Consider the following 1,086-nt stretch of genomic DNA (forward strand, 5'->3'; position numbering starts at 1 on the left):
GGTCGGCGAGGCCGGGTTCGGTGCGGGCGGCGACGGCGACTCGCCGGGGGCGGGCGGGCGCGAGGGCGCGCAGCAGGGCGGGCGGGTCGTCGCGGAAGGCGGACGGCGTCAGGCGTACGGGCACCAGCGCAGCGTCCCCGCTGCCGACCGTCGCGTCGAACAGCGTCAGCGCCTCGGTGGTGCTCAGCGGTTCCAGACCGGATCGGCGCAGCCGGGTCAGGTCGGCGTCGGTGAGGTGGCCGGTGAGCCCGCTCGGCTCAGCCCAGAGCCCCCAGGCCAACGCGGTGGCCGGCAGGCCGGCGGCGCGCCGGTGACTGGCCAGGGCATCGAGGAACGCGTTCGCCGCCGCGTAGTTCGCCTGTCCGGGGCTGCCCAGGACACCGGCGGTGGAGGAGAACAGCACGAACGCGGTGAGGCCGAGGTCGCGGGTCAGCTCGTGCAGGTGCCAGGCGGCGTCGACTTTCGGCCGGGCCACCCGGTGGAGGCGGTCCGGGTTCAGTGTCTCGATCAGCCCGTCGTCGACCGTCCCGGCGGCGTGCACCACGGCGCTGAGCGCACGGTCGGCCGGGATGGTGGCGAGCAGCGCCGCCAGCGCCGCCCGGTCGGCCACGTCGCAGGCCGCGACGGCGATTGCGGCGTCCAGGGCGGTCAGCTCGTCGGGCACCGCGCCGCCGGTTCGCGAGACCAGCAGGAGGTGGCGTACGCCGTGCTCGGTCACCAGATGCCGGGCCAGCCGGCGGCCCAGGGTGCCGGTGCCACCGGTGATCAGCACCGTGCCCACCCCGATCCGGGCGGTCGGACCGGCTTCCCGGTGCCTGACGAGGCGCGGCGCGTGCCAGGTGTCACCGCGCAGCGCGAGCTCGGGCTCGTCCGGTGGGACGGCCGTCGGCAGTGGCGCGTCGGCCGGGAGGTCGAGCAGGACGAACCGGTGGGGGTGTTCCCGTTGCGCCGACCGGAGCAGCCCCCACACCGGCGCGGCGGCCAGGTCGGTGAGCGGGCCCGGGCCGGCGGCGCCGCGGGTGACGACGGCCAGCCGACGGTCGGCGGCGTGGTCGTCGGCGAGCCAACGCTGGACGCGTCGAGGGC

Annotated in this window: 1 protein-coding gene; it reads right to left on the reverse strand. The window is 77.2% G+C overall.

Annotated features, from left to right (window positions below; translation table 11 throughout):
• On the reverse strand, window positions 1–1,086 hold a 1,086-nt coding region (locus tag JM949_RS36125), incomplete at both ends, for a beta-ketoacyl reductase (RefSeq protein ID WP_203152494.1).

The organism is Micromonospora tarensis, assembly GCF_016803395.1.
Classification (GTDB): domain Bacteria; phylum Actinomycetota; class Actinomycetes; order Mycobacteriales; family Micromonosporaceae; genus Micromonospora; species Micromonospora tarensis.